Source organism: Clostridium sp. ZBS2, from assembly GCF_023845855.1.
GTDB classification, from domain to species: Bacteria; Bacillota; Clostridia; order Clostridiales; family Clostridiaceae; genus Clostridium; species Clostridium aquiflavi.
In genome coordinates, this window is the sequence record NZ_JAMQIF010000188.1 from 1 (window position 1) to 293 (window position 293).

The window sequence follows — 293 nt, forward strand, 5'->3', positions numbered from 1 at the left end:
GTCCACGAAGCAACCATTCGCCGCGATTTAACCTCTTTAGAAAAAGACAAAAAGCTAAAAAGAACCCACGGCGGAGTTATGATAGAAGAAAAAGTAGTTTCCGAACCAAATTGGAAAAAACGAAGCGAAGTGCGCTACGAAGAAAAACAACGCATCGCCACATTAGCAGCGACAATGGTCAAAGACGGCGATACAATCATTCTTGACGCTGGAACAACAACCGGACACATCGCAACCGCATTAAAAGACCGATCCAAACTAACCGTCATAACAAACGATATCAACGTAGCTTC

General features: G+C 43.7%; 1 protein-coding gene. It reads left to right on the forward strand.

The genetic code is table 11. The annotated features are described in order from the left end of the window. Positions 1–293: DeoR/GlpR family DNA-binding transcription regulator (locus NG918_RS16900; RefSeq protein WP_252227225.1), on the forward strand; the 293-nt coding region annotated here is incomplete at both ends.